This is a genomic window from Campylobacter sp. RM9333 (assembly GCF_020137705.1).
Taxonomy (GTDB): domain Bacteria; phylum Campylobacterota; class Campylobacteria; order Campylobacterales; family Campylobacteraceae; genus Campylobacter_E.
Genome location: NZ_JACGAY010000001.1, coordinates 186,560 through 205,511, shown reverse-complemented (window position 1 = coordinate 205,511; position 18,952 = coordinate 186,560). Strand labels below are relative to the sequence as shown.

Below are 18,952 nucleotides of genomic sequence, written 5' to 3'. Positions count from 1 at the left end.
TGCCTTCTTTAGTATCTAACTTAGCGTTTATTGTGCCAACATTACTAATATTTCCAGCTTCATCTTTAGCTACTAATTCTAATTTTTCACCATCTTTTACATCATTTAATGTTGCTTTAAAGTTACCATCAGCATCAGCTTTTACTTCAGTTTTACCATTTATTGTTACCACTGCATTTGGCTCTGTTTTACCTTCTACAACATAATTACCATTTAAATCTGGAGTTCCTGTTAATTCTCCTAATAATGGAGCTGTAGTGTCTATTGTCGTTGTAGCAACATCAGATACTATTTTATCATTTACATTATAAGTTACTTCTACCTTAACTTCTCCATCTTTTTCTGGAGTATAAGTAGTTGTAAATGAGCCATCTTTATTAAATGTAACATCAACAACTTTATCATTAATTTTAACAAGAGCTTTATTTTCAACAAATTCAACAGCATTTCCATTAGCATCAACTGGTTTAATTGTTCCACTAATTGTAAGAACCTTATTATTATTTAAAGTATTTTCAACATTAACACCATTGCCTGCAATTTCAACATCAACTTTAGCATCTACTTCTTTACTTGCATCTTCTAATATAGTAACAACATCTGCTTTACCTTCAAATTTAACTTTAATTAAACCAATATTATTACCAATAATATTCGCATCAAGATTGATTGTAAATGTGCCATCTGCATCAATGTGTCCAACAACCTTAATATCATTTACAACGCTATTTAATATATTACTTTGAATATCAAATTCGTAATCTCCTGCTACGCCTTGATAATTTTCTAATTTACCTTTAAGCACTAAGCTATTGCTATCAACTGTTGCTGAATGATCTTTTATAGTATCATCACCATTTACTTCTGTAATAACAAGTTTATCAAATACTGGAGCTACTGGCTTATCTTCAGGTTTAACTTCTGGAGTTACAACATCTTCAGTTTTATCTTCTTCAGGTTGTTTATTGTCTTCAGTGTTTTCAGGTTTATCTTCAGGTTTAACTTCTGGAGTTACAACATCTTCAGTTTTATCTTCTTCAGGTTGTTTATTGTCTTCAGTGTTTTCAGGTTTATCTTCAGGTTTAACTTCTGGAGTTACAACATCTTCAGTTTTATCTTCTTCAGGTTTATTTTCAGAAGCTGGAACTTCAATAATTGCTGGATTTACACTTGTATTGCCAACTTTATCAGTTGCACTAATTTCTACCTTATCACTAGCATTTGGAATAGTAATTACAAAATTACCATCTTTGTCAGCCGTCGCCTTATCTCCATTAGGAGTTGAAACTACCGCTTCTGGCTCTGTTTTACCTGATACTACTACATTTCCTTCTACAACTTCTACTTTAGTATCTGTTATTACAGGAGCTATATTATCTACACTAAATGAGCTATCTACACTATTATTACCATTCTCAACATGATATTTATATAATAATTCAGCATTTGATAAGTCAAAAGTATAGCTATAATCACCATTAGCATCAGCTGTAACTTTTACAGGGAAATGGATTTGAGCTACATTGTTACCATCTAATGTATAACCAATAACATTTATTGTTACTTCAGAATTAGGTGTAGCTCCACTACCTTTTATAGTAAATTCTGTTCCATTTGTTAATTTACCATCTACAATATTAGAATCTTTATCATATACATTTGCAGTTAAATTTAATGGTTTTTCTTCAGGTTTAGCTTCAGGTTGAGTATTATCTTCAGTTTTATCTTCTTCAGGTTTATCTTCAGGTTTAACTTCTGGAGTTACAACATCTTCAGTATTTTCAGGTTTTTCTTCAGGTTTAACTTCTGGAGTTACAACATCTTCAGTTTTATCTTCTTCAGGTTTAACTTCTGGAGTTACAACATCTTCAGTTTTATCTTCTTCAGGTTTAACTTCAGGTTGTTTATTATCTTCAGGTTTTTCTTCAGGTTTTACTTCTGGAGTTACAACATCTTCAGTATTTTCAGGTTTTTCTTCAGGTTTTACTTCTGGTTGAGTATTGTTTCCTGTATTGTTTTCTGGATTTTCAGGAACTACATTGTCATTAGCACCATTATTTCCTGGAATTGTAGGAATTTCGCCATTGTTAGCTTCTCCATTAATTTCAGGTGTTACTTGATTACCTTGTGCTAATAAATCATTAAGATTTGCAGCACCTAAGCCGTTGTTGTTAAAGTTAGTAATAACATTATTATCAACTTCTCTTGATAATACATCTGCATAAACTGTGCTTTCGCTACCTGATTGGTCAAACACAACATCATTTAATGTTCCAGTAGCACTAGCAGCACCAGCTTCACCAGCAGCAGTTGCGTCTAATTCTATTTCTCCATTGTTATTTACTAAGTTATTGATTAAGTTATTGATTTTATCATCAATTGCAGCTTCATTTTCAAAGCTTTCACTTGTTAAAATACTATTATCAATCTTTGCAATATTATCTCCTACAATATGTAAAACTTTGCCACTGCTAAGTTCTATATCAACACTTGTATCTTTTCCGATTGTTCTAATAGTATCATTTAGTGATACTGCATCGCCTACATTTAGTGACTTCTCACCATTAACATTAATAGCTTTAACATCGCCTATTAATTTAATAATTTTCCCAGCTTCCGCCATAATATTTCTCCTTGTTGAATTTCAAAACAAGGTTAATTTAACGAAAATATATAAATTCTATTATTGCCCTTCAGTGCAAAAAATATAATTTTTACAAAAAAAGGCAAAAAAATGTATAAAATATTAATTACAAGCTTTAGTAAAACCTAATTCGCAAGCTTTTTGAAAGAATTTTTTTGATTTAGAAGAATCTGTTTTGATATATGTCTTATCATTATCTTTTAATCCATCTTCATACATATATCCAAGTCTAGAACAAGAATAACCATCGCCAATCTTACAAGATTTTTCATAGTTTTTTATAGCTTTTTCAAAATCATTATTATGTTCTTGTAATACCGCTAAGCTAGCACAAGAATCTTTATCATCTAATTCACATCCTTGCTCATAATACATTTGAGTTTTTTCTATATTGTTTAAATATCTATAAACATCTCCTATTGACTTGCAAGCTTTATAATTTTTATTATTACACTCTTTATCGCTTAAATCAGAAAAATTAGATATTTTATTATTAACAACTTGGGTAGTTAAATACCAATTTGACACCATCTGACAACCATAATCATCGCCTAAACCACAAGCTCTTAAATAAAAATCAATTCCTTGATTAGGATTTAAATTATTAGCAAGTTCTATACAAGAATTAGCAATTCCACCATTGCAAGCTTTAAATAATTCGTCTTGTTTAAATTCTTTATATTCTTTTTTTTGTAAATAAGCATAATTATCACAAGCTTCATAAATATCATTCTTACAAGCATTATCCAATAAATCATTAGCTTTTTTTATATCCTTATTAACACCAAGTCCTAGATAATACATTTTTCCAAGACTTCCACAAGCTTTTTTGTTATTCAAATCACAAGATTTTTTATAATATTTATAAGCATAAGAATAAGAAATCCCCGTTCCTAATCCAAATTCATTCATCTCTCCTAATCTACAACAAGCATTAGAATTATCTTTATTACATTCTTGTTTAAAATTAGGATAAGCTTTTTTATATTCACCTTTTTCGAACAAACTTTCATTAGCACTTAAAGATACCAAAATACCTAAAGCTAATAATATTTTTCTCATACAATCTCCTTAAAAAATATCAAATAAATTAAAGTAAAAATAATATGTAAAAATCGTAAATACTAAAGAGATTAAAAGGGTTGCATTTAGGAGTATAGTTGAAAAATGATTAACGATTTATTAGCTGCAACCCTTTAAAACAAGGAATGGCGTATTATAACCACACAATTATTAAAATAATATTAAACTAAATAAAAATTTTATAAATATTTTATTTTTTATATTATTTATAAATTATTTTCTAAATCTATGCTAAATAAATCATAGTTTTTCCTATAATCTTTTGTAGAAATATTAAAAAACCCTAATAAAGAACTAAATAAATTATCTTGAGATAGTTTAAAATCAAGTTTATCTTTATTGTTATACTCATAATTAGTCCATAAAATAGCCGGAATTTGAATTTGCTCTTTTGGTGCTAAATAATATGGCATTCCGTGCAAATAAAACCCATTTTCTCCTAAACTTTCTCCGTGATCACTTAGATAAAATAAAGCTTTTTTATCAGCATTATCAGTCTTTAAAACATCAATCAAACTAGCCACTATAAAATCAGTATAAAGCAAGGTGTTATCATAAGTGTTATATAAATTATCTTCGCTACATTCTTGCAATTTATTTGTATTACAAGTTGGAGTAAATTTTTCAAATTCTTTTGGATATCTAAGATAATAACTTGGTCCATGAGAACCTTGCAAATGCACTATTATTAATGTATTTTTATCTTTTTTACTTTTTAATATATTCTTAGTTTCATCAACTAACCATCCATCATAATCTTTACTTTTAATAATAGAATTAATGTCATTACAAACATTTTGACAACCTCCAGAATTATTATCTATCCAACGCACATCAATAAAACGATTTAAAAGATTTAAAACATTCTCATAATTTTCACCTTTTTTAAAATCTACCCTATCATGCAATGAAAACATACAAGGTAAAGATTGAGCAGTGGCAGTCCCGCAAGATGTAAAATTACTAAAATAATTAATATTTAAATTCTTAGTATAAAAATTAGTATCGTTTTTAGCATATCCGCCTAAAGAATAATTTTTTGCCCTTGCAGTTTCTCCTACTACTAAAATAAAAGTTTTGCTCTCATTATCATCTTGAATAGAAGCATCAAGCCCTATTTTTACCATCTCTTCTTTAGGAGTGAATTTTGATTTTGTTATTTTGATAGCAGAATATATTTGATGAAATGGCACATTGTAATATCTTATGTCATCATTAGTTCTAATAAAAGGTATAAAAGTTCTAGAATTAGTAAATACTATGACAAAAATCAATATAGCACTTAAAATAATTGAAACTATTTTAGCTAAATAATAACCTTTTTTTATATTAATAAATTTTAGCAAAATTATTGGTAATACAACGCTTAATAATATAAAAAACACAAAAGATAAAGAAAATAAATCGCTCATTTCTCTTTTGTCTGTTAAAAATACATTAGCTACCATATTTCCATCAATAACTACATTGTAAGTTTTAATAAAATATATACTAAATCCAGTGCATATTATTAAAATAATAGAACAAATATAAGCCAAAATTCTAAAAAAACATAATATATTAACAACTAAAAATATCAATGTAAAATATATAATATTTACTATTGTAAAAAAATAAATATCACTTATTTTATTACTCAAAAATGCAAGCATAGAAAAATAATTCAAAGCAATTATATATGCACTTAAAACAAAATTAAATAAAATTGGATTTATCTTTAACATTTACTACCTTTTTGTATAGTTTTTATCATTATAAATAACTTAATTTAAGGAATAGTTTTGAGATTAATTTCGTGGAATGTAAATGGTTTAAGAGCAATTTGTGATAAAGATGGGTTTTCGTTTTTAGAAAAATACCCTACTGATTTTTTAGGTATTCAAGAGATAAAAGCAACACCTGATAAATTTCCAAAAGATATAAACAATTTAGGCTTTAAAGATATTAAATCAAATTCAGCAAAAAGAGCTGGATATTCTGGTGTTATGAGCTTTTTAAATTTTGAATGCGAGAGTAGATTTGCCCAATTTTTTCCTGATGATGAAGGAAGAGTTTTAGAGCATAGTTTTAAAGATATTGTTTTGTTTAATATATATTTTCCAAACGGACAAAGCGGTGATGAAAGATTAGATTATAAAATGAAATTCTATGATGATTTTTTAGAATATTTAAAAAAATTATTATTAGAAGGTAAAAAAATCATAATTTGTGGAGATGTAAATACAGCACACCGCCCAATAGATTTAACTCACCCAAAAGCTAATGAAAAAACAAGTGGATTTTTACCAATTGAGCGTGAGTGGATTGATAGATTGCTTGATGCTGGATTTGTTGATACATTTAGATATATAAACGGAGATATTCCTGAAAAATATTCGTGGTGGAGCTATCGTGCAGCTGCTAGAAATAGAAATGTTGGTTGGAGAATTGATTATTTTTTCATATCAAATAATCTTACCCCTTATTTAAAAGACGCCTTTATATTAAGCGATGTAATGGGCTCTGATCATTGTCCTGTTGGTATTGATATTGAAATCTAAAATAAATGAGTTTTTAAATTCTAACAATATTTGCGTAGTTTCTACAAATGAGCCTTATTCGGCTACTTTATTTTATAAATTTGATGAGATTAATGAAGCATTGCTTTTTATCTCATCGCCTACTTCAAGGCATATTAAATTAGATGAATTATTAAGTGCAGCAATTTATACAAACAATCCAATTAAAGGCGTTCAAATAATAGGAAAATTATTATTAGCAAATGAAACCCAAAAAAAGCTTTATTTAAATACATATAAGGCTGCTAATTTTGCACTAAATCACAAAATTTATGCGCTAAAGCTAAAATATCTAAAATACACAGATAATACCCTAATGCTACCTAAAAAAACGGAGATTTTTTATGAATGAATTTATACTTGATATAAGTGCTACTTTATTTTTTAGTTTTTTACTAATTTATTTTGTAATTAAAAGGATAAAAAAATGAAAGCATTAATTATTTGCGATAGTTTTAAAGGCTCTCTTAGTTCAAAACAAGCAAACGACGCTATCAAAAAATCTTGCGATAAATTAAATATAAACTCAATTCAACTAGCTATTTCTGATGGTGGAGAAGGTTTTTTAGAAAGTATAAATGATAAAATCAATGCTACAAAAATCTATTTAAACTTAAAAAATGCTTATGGTATTAGAGATTATAAGGGTTATTATCTTTTAAAAGAAAATAAAGCATATTTTGAAATGGCAGAATTTGCAGGATTAATCGCTCTTAATGAAAATGAAAAAAATCCTTGCAAAACTAGCACAATTTCACTAGGTATTGCTATAAAAGACGCTATTAATAATGGTGCAAATGAGTTTATAATAGGCATTGGTGGCTCGGCTACAAATGATGCTGGAATAGGAATGCTAAGTGCTTTAGGATACGAGTTTTTAGATGAATTTGAAAATATTTTAAAACCTATCGGAGAAAATCTAATAAAAATTGCAAAAATAAATGATAAAAATGTATTAAAAGAGCTTAAAAACTGCAGCTTTAAAATAGCTTGTGATGTGAAAAATCCACTATATGGAGAAAATGGTGCAGCGTATGTCTATGCAAGGCAAAAAGGTGCAAATGATGATGAAATTAAAATGCTTGATTTGGGTTTAAAAAATTTTGCAAAAGTTTGTGAAAAATATTTAGCTAAAGATTATTCACAATTTCAAGGTTGTGGTGCTGCTGGTGGGCTTGGATTTGGCTTTAAAGCATTTTTAAATGCGGAATTTGAAAGTGGTTTTTCGTATATTAAAAACCTTTTAAATCTTGAAGAATTGATTAAAAACTCTGATTTAATAATAACAGGAGAAGGTGCTTTTGATAATCAAAGTTTAATGGGAAAAGTAATCGGAGAAATTAATCAAATTTGTAAAATTTATGATAAAAAATTAATAATATTTTGTGGTTTAAATAATAGTGATTTTAAAAATTGCTTTTCTTTAACAAAAGCATTTTCTAATAAAACAAAAAATGAATTAATGCAAAATAGCATTGCCTATCAATGCTTAAATGAGCTTTCGTTTAATGTATTGCAAACTTTTCTTGCTAAAAAATAATTTTTAACAAGGAGATATTATGCTTAAAAAAATTATAACTCACGAGCTTTTTGCTCCAATTTTATTGATTTTTATGACTATACTTGCTTTAGCTCTTAAAAATTCAAATCTAAACACTTATTATGAACTCATTACTAATTATAAAGCAGGTGTGATTTTTGGAGATTTAAACCTTATAAAACCACTTACTTTATGGGTAAATGATGGGCTTATGGCTATATTTTTCTTTTGGGTTGGATTAGAAGTTAAAAAAGAAATCCTAATAGGAGAATTAAGCAATATAAAAGCTGCTAGTTTGCCACTAATTGCAGCACTTGGTGGAGTAATTGTCCCTGCTATAATTTATAGTTTAATTAATATAAACGATAGCTTTGCTCTACAAGGCTTTGCAATACCGACTGCAACTGATATTGCTTTTGCTTTAGGAGTTTTATTATTACTTGGAAATAAAATTCCAAAATCTTTAACAATATTTTTACTAAGCCTTGCAATATTTGATGATGTTGCTGCAATTATTATAATCGCTTTATTTTATACAAACGAGCTAAGTATTTTAAGTCTTAGCCTTGCTACTTGTGGTTTAGCTATTTTGCTATTATTAAATTATTTGCATATTTGTATAAAAAGCCTTTATGTGATTATTGGTGCATTTATTTGGGTTTGTGTTCTTAAAAGTGGAGTTCATGCGACTTTAGCTGGTATGGCGTGTGCGTTTTTTATACCATTAAATACTAAAGATAATAAAGAATTTTTAGAACATATAATGCACGATTTAACACCTTATATAAATTATTTTATATTGCCTTTATTTGCTTTATTTAATGCTGGAGTTTTGATTAATGGTCTTAATTTAAATGATTTTAATGCAGTATTTTTTGGAGTATTTTTAGGTCTATTTTTAGGCAAACAATTAGGTGTTTTTAGCTTTTGCTTAATTGCTAGTAAATTTGGCTTTAAATTACCATCAAATAAAGTTCAATTATACGGGGTTTGCATACTAACAGGTATTGGTTTTACTATGAGCTTTTTTATAAACACTCTTGTATTTGAAAATAATCCTGAATTATTTAATAGTGCAAAACTAGCAATACTTAGTGCTTCTTTTGTATCAGCTGTATTAGGCTATATTTGGCTAAGATTTATAAGCAAATAATCATATTAACTCCTATAAAAAGGAGTTAATTTAAATTCTATTATATTTATAATAAGCAGCACAAGCACCTTCACTACTTACCATACAACTTCCTATTGGATTATTAGGCGTGCATAAATTACCAAAAACTTTGCAATCAGTTGGCTTTGCAAGTCCTTTTAAAATCTTAGGGCATAGACAGGCTTTGTTTTCTGCTTTTGTATTTGTTTTTATATCAAATACTTTTTTTGCGTTTATATAATCATATTCATCTTTTAGCTCCAAACCGCCATTACTAATAACACCTAAGCCACGGAATTCAAAATCATCACGCCTAAAGTATTTATCAATTAATTCTTTAGCTTTTTCATTGCCATTTTTACTAACTAATCTTGAATACTCATTATAAACATTATGAGTTTTATTCTTAAATTGTAAGCTTAAATTTAATAGCGAGTGCATTAAATCAACAGGCTCAAAACCACTTATAGCAAATGGTTTTTTATAAGCATTAGCCATATTTAAATATGCGTTTTCTCCTATTATCACACTTACATGCGATGGGGCTAAAAAGCCATCAATATTACAATCTTTATCATTTAATAAGGCTTCAACAGGCTCAGGAACTCTTACATGATTTATATGAAAAAATACATTTTTAAGTCCCATTTCAAGCACTTTTTCAATCAAAACCGCACTCATAGGAGTAGTAGTTTCAAAACCTATTGCAAAAAATATAATCTTTTTATCTTTATTTTCATTTGCGATTTTTAATACTTCTAGTGGGCTATAAAGCGCTCTAATATCCTTGCCTTGCGCTCTTAATTTTTCTAAACTCGTATTACTAGCAGGAACTTTAATCAAATCAGCAAGTGTGCAAAAAATAGCACCTTCCATACTTGCTAAAAAAATAGCTTCATCAAGCCTACTTTTTGGCATTACACAAACAGGACAACCTGGCCCATGAATAAAGTTAATATTAGGCAAAAGAGAAGGGATTGAGTATTTTATAAGCGAATGTGTATGTCCGCCACAAATCTCCATTACATTATAAACCCTATCAAGCTTAACATTATTAATTAGTTTTTTTAAATTATTAATAATATTTGCGTCTTTATATTCTTTTATGTAATTCATAAAAACCTACTTTCAATCTCTTCGCTACCTATTTCATCTGCAATTTGCTTATATAATTCTAAACTTTCTTTAGCAGCTGCTTCATCAATTTTTTGCATAGCAAAACCAACATGAATTAATACAAAATCCCCCACATTAACCTGCTCAGGTATCAAATCAAGGCTAACCCCGCGCTTAATCCCTAAAGTATCAACCTGTGCAAAATTATTTTCATCAACACTTAAAACTTTTGATGGTATAGATAAACACATATTAACTCCTTAAAGATTTAAAATATTCACAAAGTTCGGCAATTCCTTCGCCTGTAGTGCTACTTACACAAAAGATTTTTACATTTGGATTTAATTTTTTTGCTTCTTGTGTGATAGTTTCTAGGCTAAAATCAAAATATTTTGCTATATCCATTTTAGTTAAAACTATCACATCAGCTCTTTTAAACATAACAGGATATTTTGCTACTTTATCACTTCCTTCAGGACTTGATAAAAGTACAACATTTAAATTCTCGCCCAATTTATATGATGCAGGGCATACTAAGTTGCCTATATTTTCTATTACACAAAACTCTGAATTACTAATATCAAGATTTTTTAGAGCTAAATCTATCATTTTTGCGTCTAAATGACAGCTTTGACCTGTGCTTATTTGATATGCTTTAGCACCTGCTTTGATAATCCTATCAGCGTCCTTATTAGTCTCTAAATCCCCTTCAATTACGCATAATTTTAATAAATTATTTTTTATAATATACTCAAGTAGAGTGGTTTTACCACTACCAGGAGAGCTCATAAAATTAAGGCAATATAAATTAGATTTTTTAAAAAACTCTTGATTGATTTTTGCTTGATTTTCGTTTTCAGCCATAATTTTTGCTTTTGCTTCAATGATTACTTTCATTACCTACTCCTTAAATTTTTCACATTTTACTAAGTAAAAGTATTTACAATGGCAACAAAAATCATTTTATAAATAATAGACCAAATTCTAAGTAAAAAATTTAATACTAATATTTAAATTAATTAAAACTTAATTTTTAAAATTAATTTAAATATTTAACTTTTAAATATAAAATTTATCAATTTTTTTTTAATTAAAGGATAAAAAATGGATATTCTTATGAATTTACCTAATTCTTTACAATTTGCTATACAACTAGCTATTGTATGTATTTGCCTATTTTATGGCTCAAAAAAAGGTGGAATTACTCTTGGAATGTTAGGCGGCGTTGGGCTTATTGTGATGATTTTTGGCTTTGGTGTAAAACCAGGAAAACCAGCAATTGATGTTATGCTAACTATTTTAGCAGTTGTTGTGGCTAGTGCGACACTTCAAACTAGTGGTGGTCTTGATGTAATGCTTCAAATAGCTGAAAAAATTCTTAGAAAAAATCCAAAATATATTAGTATTTTAGCTCCAATTACAACTTGTACTTTAACCGTTCTTTGTGGCACAGGGCATGTTGTTTATACAATTTTACCTATTGTATATGACATAGCTATTAAAAACAATATTAGACCTGAAAGACCGATGGCAGCAAGTAGTGTTTCAGCACAACTTGGAATAATTGCTAGCCCAGTATCAGTGGCTGTAGTAACTCTAACAGCATTTATTATTAATAGTAATCATCACTTAGCAGGATTTGATGGATATTTGGACTTACTTAAAATTACAATACCATCAACTTATTTAGGAGTGCTTTGCGTTGGAATATTTAGCTGGTTTAGGGGTAAAGATTTAGATAAAGATAGTGAATTTCAAGAAAAAATTAAAGATGAAGAATTTAAAAAATATGTTTATGGTGGTGGGTGCAAATCATTAATAGGTGAAAAATTACCTAATAGTGCTTGGTTATCAATGTGGATATTTTTAGGCGCTATTGCCTTAGTTGCTATTTTAGGATATTTTTCAAATCTACGACCTGCATTTAACACAAAAGTTGATTCAGCAAGTATTTTAATCGTAGATAATAATGCTAAAACAATGAAAGAAATACCTATTAAGAATTCAAATCTCATAATTACTTATAATGAATTAAATAAAACTATTAAAGATGGTAAAGTAAAAAGTACGAAAGAAAATATAAAAGCAATTAGCATTGATAACAATCTACAAATAACACAAGAAAATAACTATGTAATTATTAATAATGAAAAATTTGAAAATGCAAAAATTATTTTTAGCGATAAAAAAGAACAAGCAAAACCTTTAGGAATGGTTGAAGTAATTCAAATTTTTATGCTTTTGGCAGGTTCATTAATAATAATCTTTACAAAAACTAATGCAAATAATATTTCAAAAAGTGAGATATTTAAATCAGGAATGGTTGCTCTTGTGGCTGTATTTGGAATCTCTTGGATGGCTGATAGTATGGTTGCAACACATACTCAAATGATAAAAGATAGCTTAGGAAATATATTAAGCGAATATCCTTGGACTTACGCAATAGTTTTAATAATAATTTCTAAATTAGTAAATTCTCAAGCAGCTGCACTTGTAGCGTTTGTGCCACTAGCTTTAAATATAGGAGTTAATCCAGCAATTATTTTAGCATTCGCACCAGCTTGTTATGGCTATTTTATTTTACCAACATATCCAAGTGATTTAGCAGCTATTCAATTTGATAGAAGCGGAACAACTCGTATAGGAAGATTTGTAATAAATCATAGTTTTATTATTCCTGGTTTTATAGGTGTTATTACTTCAAGTATATTTGGATATTTTCTTGCGAGTTTTTATGGTTACTTATAAATTTTGCCCTATTTTAGGGCAAAATTAAGATTTTAATTTGCCAATATTTAACTAGAATTTAAAATATTATTTTCCAATAAAACTATAATTTAAAACCTAGAAACTATAATCTCAATTATCTTATCATCTTCTAATTCAAGCCTAATGCTAACACTTTTGCCCAAAAGTATTTTAGTAAAATAAAAATATTCATTTTTCATTTTAAATTCTAACTGGCTTAAAGTCTTTTGTATCTCATCATAGCTTTTGCCTTTTATATCATTATTTATATCATCTAATACACTTTTATCAAGCACAAGGCAAACTCTTTCAAGGTTACTACACTTTAAATTTGACTTTAAAATCCTTGTTATAAGCTCATTGGGTTGTTTTAAAAAATCATCATAATACCACCAAGCACAAAGCATAGCCAAAGTTAAAGCTAAGTATTTTTTAAAATAAACATTATAGTTTTTTCTAGCAGTATATAAATATACAAAGCCAAATATCGCAAATAGCACGAGATTTTTAAGAGTATCAATGCTCTTATAAACGCTTTTATCATAAAGACAAAAATTATAAACAATCTTAGCAAGGCAAACACACGATATAAAAAGCGAAATATGTCTTAAAAGTAAATAAAACTTATCTTGCAAGATTATCTTACTATCTAAATCATCTTGAGATAGTAAAAGATAAATCCTAGAAAAAAGAAAAGCAAATATAAAGCAAGGAATATAACTAAAATCTCCTATATAAAATGGTATAAAAAACAAAAACCAAGCTAGATAAAAAAGCGTATTTTTAAAAATCACATTAGCTTTTGCTAAAAAACCTTTTAAAGCCATTTTGTTATCCTTAAAAGCAAAAATATTTAAATTTAAAAATCACTAAAAATAAAATTGAAATTCCTAATTTAAATTCCTTTTAAAATATCTTGAAAATACATTAAATTTTAACGGAATTTAAAATCGGAATTTCAATATTTTTTATCCTTTAATATCCTAATTATTCAGCCTTTTTATCCAAAAAATTATCAATATTTTTTGTAATATACATGAGAACATATAAAACTATCATTATAAGAATTGTTCCAGTAATTAGTGCGAATTGCTCCATTTGAAGCACAGAAAATAATACTGCATAAACACCGCCTAAAAATAGCAGCATTCCAAAGCCAAATTTTTTGCTATTTGTAAGAGCTTTTATATAAAGTGCGTTTGGTATTACAACCATTAATGTAGCGATAATATAGGCAAGTTCAAAACTAAAATATTCTGACATTGAAAGCAAAACCAAATAAAACAAAGTTAGCGAAAATCCAACAACTCCGTATTGGATATAATGAGTTGGTTTTTTGCCTAAAATTTCAAAAACATAAACCACAAATAAACTAAGCATTATAAATAATATGCCGTATTTAGCAGCTCTTATTACTTGTCTGTAATGAGTAATGCCTTCGTATAGATTAATACCGATTAGATTATCATTTAGATAATGATTTGAATTATTTATAGCTTTTTGATAATTCATAGTAAATGGCATAATTTCATATTTTGCATTAAAGCCGTTATTATCAAGATTTTTACTAACAGGCAATGTCCCATAAAAACTTGGTTTGCTTTCTTTTGAATTAATATCTAAGGTATTCTTTTGCGCTAAAGGAAGTATCTCTATACCTTTTGAGCCCCTTAATGTGAAAGAAATTTCAAAAGGTGTATTATTTTTCAACATATTTTTATTAATTAGTGATGAAATTCCATATCTTAAATGAGAATTTTTACTATTTGTCCCTGCATTTGGTTTTAAATCAATGCTATTTAGTTTAAAAGTTGAGATATTTACTAACGATTTTGCATCTAATAAACCTAAAGATAAATAAATTTCATCAAAGTCTTGCGGTAATTTTTCATCTAAATCAGCAAAATTACCACCAATGTTAATATTTGCGTTATAAACACTAGCTTTATATATTCCTTTTTGTCTAATCTCATCTAAAATATCAATTTTTACATCAATTTGGCTTGGGATTATGATTTTTTCGTAAGGAACTTTTTGCGTAATCGTATTGCCTTCTTCATCTTTTATATTTTGTTCTTTAGTGCCATTTATTACTAGAAAAATCCCGTGTATTGTTTGCTTTTGACCCCATTCATTACCTAGAGTATCAACCATATTTTCATAAGTATCATTTCTCTCATTTATTATGCCGTTTATGAAAAACAATGGTATTTGAAGTAGTATTGCAAGTAAAAATATAAAACCTACTTTTTTAGTTATTGAATTAGATGGTGTTTTAATCATTTTATTTCCTTTTAATTTTTAAAATATTTATCATATACAAAATAAGCTTAAATTACAAATACCAAACGAAATTCCTATTTTAAATTCCACTGCAAATAATTAAAATTTATATTTATTAAAATCACTAAACGATTTTTTTCGTTTATTATATTTTTCCACAAAGCTTAAATACCTAGCTTTTTTAAAAGTTCGCTTGATTTTGCTATGTTTTTGCTAAGTGAGTTTAGAATTTCATCTACGCTTCTTAGCTCTTTTTCTTCTTTTATGTTTGGATTTTTTGCACTTAAATCATAGTTTTTAAGAGCAAGTTCGCTTTTGCTTACTAGCCATGAGTTTTCAGTGATTTTACGCTCCTTAACACAAGATAGAAAATCTTTAAAATGCTCATACTCTAAAGGCTTATTTTTAGTTAGTTTATAAGGTGGTATTAGCTCATAATAATACACCTCATCACTATCACTTAAAAACCTTTTACCAAGCGAGAAAAACAGCACATTAGTTTTAACAGCACTATAAGGCAAAAACACCCCACTAGGAAGGCTTAAAACACACTCCAAATTATACTCATTTACTAAATCTTGCTTTACGCTTGTAAAGGCGTTTGAGTTTTGAAACAGCACTCCTTCAGGCACTACCACAGCGCATCTGCCGTTTATCTTAAGGCTTTTTAGGATATGTTGTAAAAATAGTAGCTCAGTGGCGTTTGATTTTACTAAAAAGTTGTTTTGGATTTGCTCTTTTTCCTTGCCACCAAATGGTGGATTTGCTAGGATTATTTCATATCTATCATCTTCGCTTATATCGGTGATTTTTTTATTTAGGGTGTTTGTTTTGATGATATTTGGAGATTTTATGCCGTGCAAAATCATATTCATAACACCCATTGCATAGCTTAATGGGGTCTTTTCCTTGCCGTGCAAGGCGTCATTTTGCATAAAATCTATCTCATCATTGCTAAGGCTTGTTTTATCTCTCATCACATGCAAAAAACTCTCACACAAAAACCCACAACTACCACAGGCAGGGTCATACACACGCTCATTTGCCTTTGGGTCTATCACTTCAACGATAGCTTTTATAAGTGGTCTTAGGGTATAAAACTCCCCACTATTTCCCCCATCGCTCCCCATATCTTTTAGCAGTTTTTCATACACTAGGCTTAGTGCAAACGTATCATCATCTTTGCTAAAGCTACATTCATCAATGATATTTATGATATCTCTTAGCGTGTGTCCGCTACTTATTCTGTTGTCAATATTTTCAAAAATACCACCGATTTTATACTCAATGCTTTTAAAATCATCGTTGTTTTTAAAGCTTTTTAGATAGACAAAAAGCTCATTATTTACAAAATTAGTCAAATCATCACCGCTTAGGGCATTTTTAATATCTAGTGTGCCATCTTCTTTTTTAGGTGCTGCCCAACTACTCCACGCAAATTTGTTATCTAATATGCTTACATACTCCTTATCATCATAAAACGCCTTTTCTTCAAGCTCTTTTTCATAATCATCTAAGAATTTTAAAAATAGTATCCAGCTAATTTGCTCCGTATAATGCATAGCCCCACTGATACCATCATCACGCCTTAAAATGTCTGTTATTTGGTCTATTTTGTTTTGCATTTTTGTCCTTTACCCATCATACTTTTAAATATTTATCATCAAGTAAAAATCAAGTAGATTTATAGTAAAAGTCTATCATCATCGTAAAATTAAGTAGATTAACTTTAATAAAAGTTATCTTTTATGTTTATTAAAGATTGTTTTTCTTGAGCCTTTTTTTTCTTCGCTTGACATACTGAAAGCTGATTAAATATATATCCTTTCATCTGATTTGTTTATTACAAAATCAACTTCTAAAGATTTATTAATGTTTTTCCCATATTACATTTATACACTTCTATCACACCCACATATACCATATATCCACGAGATTTAAACTCTTTGTAGATTATATTTTCTTAATATGTGTTTTAATTTTATTTGTCTATACTTTAACATAACGTTTCTTAAGCCTATATCTTCATAATAGTATTTAAGTGGAGTGCCTATATATTTTCGCCCTTTTACATCATAACGATTTGCACTACTTATCAAAAAACAATCTTGTAAAAAATCTATATAATTTTTAATAGTTACATTGCTTATCTTTATGCCTTTACTAGCAAATGTTTTTTTATGGTGCTAGGGTTTGCAAGTGCTCCTATATTTAAAGCCAAAATATCTAACAAGCTTTCTAGTTCATAAGTTTTGCTGATATTGGTTCTTTCAATTAAATCTTTTAAATAAACTTCCTTAAAAAGATTTTGCAAATAAGCACTTTTTTGCTCTTGTGTAGGCAGAGTCGCCACAAATGGCATTCCGCCCCATACTATTATTCATTCCAAGCTGTATTTATATCATCTTTTGTTTGCATAAATTCTTTAAAGCTAAGTGGGTATAAATATAGCTCATCTCCTCTACCACAAAACTCCGTTATAACATCGCTTGATAAAAACTTAGAATACCGCCCGTTACATACACATCAACATTATCAAAATATAAAAGCGTGTTTAAAACCTCTTCAAAGTTTTTTAAAAACTAAACTTCATCAAGCATAATATAATGCATTTTTTCATCTTTTATAAGTGATTTTATATGATTTAATAAATTAGCAGGTTCTCTTAAATACTTATAATCAAACTTATCAAGTTAAATAATGATTATATACCCAATTACAAATTAAGAAAACTTAACAAACAACATAAAAACGAAAATACGATTAAATACATATTCTAAGTTATATTAGAACTTTTACAAACTTGTAGTGTTATTTAAAAATGAGTTTATTTAGATAAATATCTGTTTTTATTTGTACTTTTCTAACTTACATTTATTAAAAATCGATGTAAGTTAGAAAAATTTTTATCATAAAATTGTCTTTTAATCATAAAGAATAAAATTCTATTTCCGAAGTTGATTTAAATAGAAAAACTCAATAAACACCATTAACTTATTATATATATAATTATAAGAATATAACTAAAATAGGAGGAATTATGTATAAGATAATTGATGGAAAACAATATAATAAACATAGTGGTATTGAGGATATTAAAATTCCAGATTGTTTTGTATATCCTAACAATAAAAATGGCTGTGGTCATGGGGAAGCAAAATTATATATAAGTGTTAATTCTTGCGAAGACATAGAGGCCTTCTTTGAAATAAAAAAAGGTATTGGTACAGTGAATTGTATAATTGAAAAAGCTGATTTATTAAACTATTTAAATGTCAATAAAAATAACTATGATAGTGGAATATACGATATTAGAAAAAAAGAAATAGAAAATATTAAAGATGAAAATTTATTTTTTACGTTATTCTTACCTAAATTGGACGGTAGTAGAGATTATATAAACTCAAAAGATGAAAATTATCATCTTATTAGAAAAGTAGCTTTAAAAAATATAGGTTCTATATCAATAGAAAAGCTTATATATATTAATAATCATCTAAACATAAGATTAGTGTATTTTCAATTAAAGGTATTAACTAAGTGATAATGTATTACGAATTTAAATTTACTATACAATACCTTTAAAGGTTTGAAATTTAGATTTTTGAATATAAGGTACTCTTGCTATTATAGTAATTGTACCCTTCTAATAAATCTAAATCATAAAATCTATTGCATAATCACTAAGTTTAGTATCCTACCATCAGTAAAATAATACTCTTTCCTAATGTTTTCCTTAAGCCACCCAGCGTTTTCTAGCTTTATATCAATATATTTTGCTCTAGTTTCGTTTTCTAACATTTAAATCCGCCAATAATTTATGAAAT

17 protein-coding genes and 1 pseudogene are annotated in these 18,952 nt (G+C 27.8%); 6 read left to right on the top strand and 12 right to left on the bottom strand.

Going from position 1 to position 18,952, the window contains the following annotated elements; translation table 11 throughout:
* The 3 genes from AVBRAN9333_RS00970 to AVBRAN9333_RS00960 form a co-directional block, all read right to left on the bottom strand.
* Window positions 1–2,623 (bottom strand): Ig-like domain-containing protein (locus AVBRAN9333_RS00970; protein WP_336609283.1); only part of this gene is annotated, 2,623 nt, incomplete at its 3' end.
* Window positions 2,624–2,746: 123 nt separating this feature from the next.
* Entirely contained in the window at window positions 2,747–3,706 is a 960-nt protein-coding gene (locus AVBRAN9333_RS00965; protein ID WP_336609282.1) for a tetratricopeptide repeat protein, read from the bottom strand.
* Between the two features lie 227 nt (window positions 3,707–3,933).
* On the bottom strand, window positions 3,934–5,451 hold the full coding sequence (locus AVBRAN9333_RS00960) for a phosphoethanolamine transferase (RefSeq protein ID WP_336607186.1): 1,518 nt from the start codon (window positions 5,449–5,451) through the stop codon (window positions 3,934–3,936).
* 57 nt (window positions 5,452–5,508) lie between these two features.
* Here AVBRAN9333_RS00960 and AVBRAN9333_RS00955 point away from each other — a divergent pair, with 57 nt between their 5' ends.
* From AVBRAN9333_RS00955 to nhaA, 4 genes are all read left to right on the top strand, one after another.
* Window positions 5,509–6,267: an exodeoxyribonuclease III gene (locus tag AVBRAN9333_RS00955; protein ID WP_214117957.1), complete on the top strand. Its 759-nt coding sequence runs from the start codon at window positions 5,509–5,511 to the stop codon at window positions 6,265–6,267.
* On the top strand, window positions 6,245–6,637 hold the full coding sequence (locus AVBRAN9333_RS00950) for a hypothetical protein (RefSeq protein ID WP_336609281.1): 393 nt from the start codon (window positions 6,245–6,247) through the stop codon (window positions 6,635–6,637). Before AVBRAN9333_RS00955 ends, AVBRAN9333_RS00950 begins: the two co-directional genes overlap by 23 nt.
* Before the next feature lie 75 nt (window positions 6,638–6,712).
* On the top strand, window positions 6,713–7,825 hold the full coding sequence (locus tag AVBRAN9333_RS00945; protein ID WP_336609280.1) for a glycerate kinase family protein: 1,113 nt from the start codon (window positions 6,713–6,715) through the stop codon (window positions 7,823–7,825).
* 19 nt (window positions 7,826–7,844) lie between these two features.
* A complete protein-coding gene (gene nhaA, locus AVBRAN9333_RS00940) occupies window positions 7,845–8,978 on the top strand; it encodes a Na+/H+ antiporter NhaA (RefSeq protein WP_214117954.1) in 1,134 nt (377 codons plus the stop codon).
* A gap of 30 nt (window positions 8,979–9,008) precedes the next feature.
* On the opposite strand, the gene hypD is transcribed toward nhaA, so the two are convergent.
* Genes hypD through hypB form a run of 3 tightly spaced genes read right to left on the bottom strand, consistent with a single transcriptional unit; the run spans window position 9,009 to window position 10,991 of the window.
* Window positions 9,009–10,094, bottom strand: a complete 1,086-nt coding sequence (gene hypD / locus AVBRAN9333_RS00935; protein WP_336609279.1) for a hydrogenase formation protein HypD — start codon at window positions 10,092–10,094, stop codon at window positions 9,009–9,011.
* On the bottom strand, window positions 10,091–10,345 hold the full coding sequence (locus tag AVBRAN9333_RS00930) for a HypC/HybG/HupF family hydrogenase formation chaperone (RefSeq protein ID WP_214117952.1): 255 nt from the start codon (window positions 10,343–10,345) through the stop codon (window positions 10,091–10,093). The genes hypD and AVBRAN9333_RS00930 overlap by 4 nt, the downstream gene beginning before the upstream one ends.
* A 1-nt stretch (window position 10,346) precedes the next feature.
* The gene (gene hypB, locus AVBRAN9333_RS00925; RefSeq protein ID WP_214117951.1) at window positions 10,347–10,991 is read right to left on the bottom strand and encodes a hydrogenase nickel incorporation protein HypB; all 645 of its coding nucleotides are present in this window, start codon (window positions 10,989–10,991) and stop codon (window positions 10,347–10,349) included.
* A 207-nt stretch (window positions 10,992–11,198) separates the two neighbouring features.
* Here hypB and AVBRAN9333_RS00920 point away from each other — a divergent pair, with 207 nt between their 5' ends.
* Window positions 11,199–12,842: an anaerobic C4-dicarboxylate transporter gene (locus AVBRAN9333_RS00920; RefSeq protein WP_214117950.1), complete on the top strand. Its 1,644-nt coding sequence runs from the start codon at window positions 11,199–11,201 to the stop codon at window positions 12,840–12,842.
* Between the two features lie 89 nt (window positions 12,843–12,931).
* Here AVBRAN9333_RS00920 and AVBRAN9333_RS00915 read toward each other — a convergent pair whose 3' ends face one another.
* The 5 genes from AVBRAN9333_RS00915 to AVBRAN9333_RS00900 form a co-directional block, all read right to left on the bottom strand.
* Window positions 12,932–13,669: a hypothetical protein gene (locus AVBRAN9333_RS00915; RefSeq protein WP_336609278.1), complete on the bottom strand. Its 738-nt coding sequence runs from the start codon at window positions 13,667–13,669 to the stop codon at window positions 12,932–12,934.
* A gap of 160 nt (window positions 13,670–13,829) precedes the next feature.
* Window positions 13,830–15,125 (bottom strand): cell envelope integrity protein CreD, encoded by a 1,296-nt coding sequence (creD, locus tag AVBRAN9333_RS00910; RefSeq protein ID WP_214117948.1) that lies wholly within the window; start codon window positions 15,123–15,125, stop codon window positions 13,830–13,832.
* A gap of 164 nt (window positions 15,126–15,289) precedes the next feature.
* Window positions 15,290–16,750: a type I restriction-modification system subunit M gene (locus tag AVBRAN9333_RS00905; protein WP_336609277.1), complete on the bottom strand. Its 1,461-nt coding sequence runs from the start codon at window positions 16,748–16,750 to the stop codon at window positions 15,290–15,292.
* Window positions 16,751–17,062: 312 nt separating this feature from the next.
* Window positions 17,063–17,248 carry a hypothetical protein gene (locus tag AVBRAN9333_RS09505; protein WP_442862214.1) on the bottom strand — a complete coding sequence of 62 codons (186 nt, stop codon included), beginning with the start codon at window positions 17,246–17,248 and terminating at the stop codon, window positions 17,063–17,065.
* Between the two features lie 29 nt (window positions 17,249–17,277).
* A complete protein-coding gene (locus tag AVBRAN9333_RS00900) occupies window positions 17,278–17,487 on the bottom strand; it encodes a hypothetical protein (RefSeq protein WP_336609276.1) in 210 nt (69 codons plus the stop codon).
* A 678-nt stretch (window positions 17,488–18,165) separates the two neighbouring features.
* Here AVBRAN9333_RS00900 and AVBRAN9333_RS00895 point away from each other — a divergent pair.
* Entirely contained in the window at window positions 18,166–18,669 is a 504-nt protein-coding gene (locus AVBRAN9333_RS00895; RefSeq protein ID WP_336608680.1) for a hypothetical protein, read from the top strand.
* Window positions 18,670–18,815: 146 nt separating this feature from the next.
* On the opposite strand, the pseudogene AVBRAN9333_RS00890 reads toward AVBRAN9333_RS00895, so the two are convergent.
* Window positions 18,816–18,926, bottom strand: a pseudogene (locus AVBRAN9333_RS00890) (DEAD/DEAH box helicase family protein); the annotation flags it as partial.
* Window positions 18,927–18,952 lie beyond the last annotated feature (26 nt).